This window comes from Gelidibacter algens, from assembly GCF_001678675.1.
GTDB lineage: Bacteria > Bacteroidota > Bacteroidia > Flavobacteriales > Flavobacteriaceae > Gelidibacter > Gelidibacter algens.
Map to the genome: position 1 here is coordinate 1 of NZ_LZRN01000088.1, position 5257 is coordinate 5257.

General features: G+C 31.7%; 5 protein-coding genes and 1 pseudogene. All 6 read right to left on the reverse strand.

Annotated features, from left to right (window positions below; all coding sequences use genetic code 11):
• Nucleotides 1-45: 45 nt before the first annotated feature.
• Nucleotides 46-756 carry a class I SAM-dependent methyltransferase gene (locus A9996_RS18915; RefSeq protein ID WP_066439019.1) on the reverse strand — a complete coding sequence of 237 codons (711 nt, stop codon included), beginning with the start codon at nt 754-756 and terminating at the stop codon, nt 46-48.
• The gene (locus A9996_RS18920; protein WP_066439020.1) at nt 737-1396 is read right to left on the reverse strand and encodes a hypothetical protein; all 660 of its coding nucleotides are present in this window, start codon (nt 1394-1396) and stop codon (nt 737-739) included. The genes A9996_RS18915 and A9996_RS18920 overlap by 20 nt, the downstream gene beginning before the upstream one ends.
• Nucleotides 1397-1479: 83 nt before the next feature.
• Nucleotides 1480-1926, reverse strand: a complete 447-nt coding sequence (locus tag A9996_RS18925; protein WP_066439026.1) for a Crp/Fnr family transcriptional regulator — start codon at nt 1924-1926, stop codon at nt 1480-1482.
• Nucleotides 1927-2232: 306 nt separating this feature from the next.
• The gene (locus A9996_RS18930; RefSeq protein ID WP_083994037.1) at nt 2233-3333 is read right to left on the reverse strand and encodes a serine hydrolase domain-containing protein; all 1101 of its coding nucleotides are present in this window, start codon (nt 3331-3333) and stop codon (nt 2233-2235) included.
• Nucleotides 3330-4208, reverse strand: coding sequence for an alpha/beta fold hydrolase (locus A9996_RS18935; RefSeq protein ID WP_066439032.1), 879 nt, complete (start codon nt 4206-4208; stop codon nt 3330-3332). The genes A9996_RS18930 and A9996_RS18935 overlap by 4 nt, the downstream gene beginning before the upstream one ends.
• A 288-nt stretch (nt 4209-4496) precedes the next feature.
• Nucleotides 4497-5228: pseudogene (bla, locus tag A9996_RS18940) on the reverse strand (subclass B1 metallo-beta-lactamase).
• Between the last annotated feature and the right edge of the window lie 29 nt (nt 5229-5257).

A 5257-nucleotide genomic window follows, 5' to 3' on the forward strand; every position in this document is an offset into this window, starting at 1 on the left:
AATTGACTATCGCATTACAATCATACCTTATTCCCACACTATTTCCTATTTTTTTATCGCTCTAATACACATAAAAGCTGGAAATTCATTTAGTTCTTTGTAATGTTTTCGGTCTAATTTCTCAAATTCCTTTAAAGGTTTTGGTTCAATCAATTTGTCAATGTAAAATCCGTTTTCCGTTATTGATGCCAAGCATTCGCCAAGAGGTCTTCTATGGCTATTAATCTCTACAGGTTTACCAAAACCTCGCCAAGTACATTTTACGGGTTCTGTTTTAAAATACTCCGTCGATTTGTAATAGTTGTACTCAAAAAAAGGATGTTCAATTGAGATGATCAATTGTCCTTTTTCTTTAAGAACCCTATGGAATTCTTTAATAGATAAACTCCAATCTTCTAAATAATGTAAAGCCAATGCACACAAAACAAAATCAAAAGAATTGTCTTCTAGCATTGTCAAAGGTTCGTTTAAATCGTGAACAAAGAATGTTCCCTGATTTGTGTTTCTTTTTTTAGCAAATTTTATCATTTCTGAACTCAAGTCAAATCCAGTCACTTGCGCATCTTGTGATAGTAATATTTCGGCATATTTTCCAGGCCCACAACCAGCATCAAGGATTGATTTGTTCTTAACGCTTTCAAATAAACTTAACGTATTAGGCCTATCATAATATGCATTATGTGGTTTATGGTCTATTAATTTGTTATAGCTTTCCGCTAATTCATTGTAGGCTTTTCTAATTTTTTCTCTGTTCATTTAGATTATTGTTAGAACGGATCAATGAAACTCCTGAAAATAGAATCCAACCTGCAATATTGAAAACTACTATTCTGAAACCATCAATATCTGTAAATTCAAAATTTGTAATTGCGCCGATAATTACCAAAATTAAAATTGTAATACCAAAGTATCCAATCCATTTCGGGATTTGTTTTGAGACAATCGTAATTAATGAATAAATAGTTATGGCAGAGCAAAACGATACAATAAAAACATAGTCTAAAGCTTTGCTTACCGCAAAGTTATAATTTACAATAGTTTTTACAATTGAAATATCATGTTCAACATTTTCCGAGTATTTACCAAGAAAATATGGTAAGGCCAAACCATTTAATAGACCTGCGAGCATCACTGTAAAAAGTCCGAAAGTAATTATGATAAAAGCTAAAGATGATAACCTCCATGTGTTTGAAAGTTTGTGGGTCAGACCATAAAAACCAAATAAAATGAATGGTAAAGAAAAAATAGCTAATGAATGAGTAATCCGTAACAGTGCAGAGATTTGAATAATATGGTTTATGTCTCCTCCTGCCGGATGTAACATCATAATGGCAGAAGCCATAAATGATCCTATAATCAGCGAAAATCCTGCGCTTTTGTAAAAGTTAGTATCCATAGATTTATTATTTGTTTTGAAATGCAAATGTCTATAGATTATGGAAAATTAGCACTTGATTGAAATCAAGAAAGAAATTTATTTTAAGAAACTCTTTTTCTGACCCTGCTTAATGTTTCTGGTGTCATTTTAAGAAAGGATGCAATTATGGTTTGAGGAAATTTCTGGATAAGTTTAGGTTTGTTCTTTAATATATGTAGATATCTTTCGTCTGGTGTATAGTTATTATCAAAAAACGCGATTCGTGAGGTTGATTCTTCCACAATCTTCCCCATTTGAAGAAATGACTGTGACTGACCAATTAACCTATGAATAGCATCTATCGAAATTTCGTAGATAGAGCTGTCTTCAAAAGCTTGAATAGAAAACATAGATGGGTTTCTTGAAGTAAAACTTTTATGATTTACTACCCAATCACCAGCAATGTTAAGATCAATGATGTTCTTATTTAATTCTGAATCGATACGGTATTGATAAAAGCTACCCGCAACGATATACCAAAATGATGAACAAATAATTCCTTCTTCCAAATAAAAAATCGTTCTTTTTTAACTTTCTAAATTGGAGTTCTTGGGTCAAGAGTAATAAATCCTTTTCGGAAAATTTTCCAATTTTATTTATGAGTGCTAAAATAGATTCCTTCATGTTTTATGATAATAAGAATTTTTATTCAAATTACCGACAAATTATGAATAATGTTATTCTTTAAAATTTTATAACTATTACTTTTTCAATTATCAATAACTAAAAGATATTTCAGATATGATTTCTTAATTTTCCTAAATCCATGTTTGTTTCATGATATCCAACTATTCTGAAAATTATTACTGCTCAGATTATTTATCATTCCAACTTTCCTCCAATTTTCGCATCAACATTCTAACACCCATTTGGGTATCGTCGGAAAAACTATTGGTAAAACATATGTATGCTATATTTCTTTCTCTATCAATGGTCACTAATGAATAGTAAGTTCCATCGGTTCCTGAATGGGTAAAATAATGACGTTCATTCTCCAAAATATTAAACCATCCTATGGCATAATCGATCGATGCATTATGAATGTATTTGTAAGTATCTGCTTTAAGATAATTACTTTCACCACTAAAACCTTTTAAATTTAATTGAATGAACTTTATATAATCTGGTAATGTTAGATTTATATCACCAGATGCTTGCATTAAATCTATTTTATAATCTGAATCTGAAGGTACTGGTGTATATGTTTTACCATCAAATAAATGACCCCAAGTATCTTTTCGTTTTTGATTTTCTGGCCATGAAAATTCAACATGAATATCCAATTTGTCATTATATACCTCTTTTACAAGTTGCTCCCAAGATTTGTGCGATACCTTTTCCAACATCAGCGTTGCCAATTGGTATCCTGCGTTTGAATATACGAATGAGGTGCCCTCGTCTGGTGTGACAGGATTTAAAGTTAGTAGAAATTTACTGAATTCCTTATTTCGCTTTTCATTGTTACCCTCAAATTTAGGAAATATAGGATCGGTATCTTCTCCTTGAAAAGGCTGAACTCCAGCCCTATGTGTCAATAACTGTCTTAATGTTATATTCATATATTCCTTGTTTGCGAATTTTTCCCATTTCGGAAATATATCAAAGAAATTAGTATCCCAACTTAATTTACCCGCTTCAACATATTTGGCAATTATAAAAGCGGTCATTGCCTTGGTATTTGAACCAATGTGAAAGCGATCATTGATGGTTGCTCTGTCAGGTAAATTCATGGAATGGAATCCGGTCGCTGCTATTTCGAGAATAATGTCACTTTTAACAACTGCATAACTCAACTCCGGAATACTGTATTTGACTCTGATTGAGTCAGCGTAAGATTTGTTAGTTTGGGAATGAATCGCATTAAAAGACAAGAATGTCATTACGAATAGTTCTAGTTTTAGTAGAGGTTCTATCATTTTAATTTGGTTTCTGATATCATGCTTTTAATTGCTCCTATGATTACATCTGGCTGGTCTTGATTAATATAGTGACCACTATTAGGCACTCGTATTTGTTTGGAATTCGTTGATAGCTTCAATAAATCTTTCTGCATCATTTCCCAAGCATTGACCATTTCCATTTTTAAATTTTCATCTTTAATGAAACTACTAAATCTTTGACTATCCCCTGCACTAATGACACTTAAAGGAATTGACCCAAATGATTTAATTTTATTTGCCTCTTTTTTCAAATTATTCATTTCTTCCTGTTCTTCGAGAACACCATGGGCACTTTTATGGATAAGGGTTGGCATTACTGTATTCTGATATTTATAATCGCCAGTGTCTGGAAACATCCCTTTGAACATTAAACGGGCAACTCCTGTGGCATTTGCAAATTTCAGAAAACCCGCAGGCAGTCCTTGATTAACCATTGAGTATAGCTCGGGTGAAAGATATTCTTCATCATTCGGCGTTTGGCTATCAACTAAAATAACACCGCTAACCTCATCTGAATACTTGGAGACAAAGCTTCTTAATAACATTCCACCCAAGGAATGACCTACTAGTATATAAGGCTTGGAAACATTCGCTTGTTCAAGTAATGAATGAAGTTCTTCTGCTATTTTTTCTCCTGTTTTTGGATTGTCTCCTCTTTCACTCCACAATATACCAGATCTATCATAAGATATCGTCGTGGCAAATTTGGATATTTCCTGTTGTAAATTGTACCACTGAAGATGTCCAGCTGGATCAAAAGCTGCTTCAAAAACAACAGTAGGACCATTTTCACCTTTTTTGTAATAATGAAGTTTATGATTTGCAACTTCAACAAGTTGACCATTGGGCATTATTTTTTCTGATTTATAACGAGAATGTTTCTCGTAAATTAATCCAACAATTAGTAAGGTACATATCAATAATAAAAAATGTAACTACTATCTTTTTTAAGACCTTAAATACTTTCATTTTATTCATAATATATTATTTTACATATTCACTTTTATAATTTCAATCATATTTTAAGGGTTGGATATAGATTATTTATCGTCCAATTAATTTGTTTTTTTATTTGCACGAAGCACCTATAATTGTTAAGCACAGTAAATATCCTCATTACCATTTTTACAGAAATTATATTATTGAGTCTTGAATAATTTAATTGTATAATCAAGTAATTTTTTATCTCCTAAATCTCCATGTCCTGGAACAACAACCTTTACATCTTGGTACTCTTTTTTAATTCGTTTAACGGTTTTCGACCAATCTTTAACATTGGAATCGCCTAGATAACCTTTACTTGCATTTCGTGCTTTAATTAAACACCCTCCAAATAGTACATGCTCATATGGGAAATAACAAATTATGTTATCTTTTGTGTGGCCTTCTCCGAAAAACTTTGCAATGATGGTTTCATCGCCTACTTTTAAAATGAGCGAATCACTAAAGCCATTTTCAGGCACAGTAAACTTATTTTCTTGAGCGAACTTAATTGTTTTTAAATACGCATAAGAAGGAATATCATTTTCCTGAAATACTTTTAACCCACCTAAACAATCGTCATGGAAATGGGTTGGGACAATTGCATTTATTTTACAATTAAGCGTTTCTTTTATCCAATGAATCAATTCCTTTGAACTTTTTTCATTTGTTGGCGTGTCAATCACAATTGCTTCATTATTATTTGTCACGATGAGACCATTACAAGAAACATTCCCAAAGTCATTTGTTTTTTTTGTAAAGAGGTGTGTTCAAATGAATTTTTGGTAATTTGTGTTATGATTAAATGTTTGGATTTATAAATCTCTTTGGGTCTGAACACCTTTTGTTTTTTGAGAGCCACAATTTAAAGTCGTTATTGCCAATACAATAATTAATAATTTGTCTATCGCGATTTTCA

Coding starts and splice junctions, on each gene's coding strand:
- A9996_RS18915 (WP_066439019.1), bottom strand. CDS start 756: ATGAACAGAGAAAAAATTAGAAAAGCCTACAATGAATTAGCGGAAAGC.
- A9996_RS18930 (WP_083994037.1), bottom strand. CDS start 3,333: ATGATAGAACCTCTACTAAAACTAGAACTATTCGTAATGACATTCTTG.
- A9996_RS18935 (WP_066439032.1), bottom strand. CDS start 4,208: ATGCCCAATGGTCAACTTGTTGAAGTTGCAAATCATAAACTTCATTAT.
- A9996_RS18920 (WP_066439020.1), bottom strand. CDS start 1,396: ATGGATACTAACTTTTACAAAAGCGCAGGATTTTCGCTGATTATAGGA.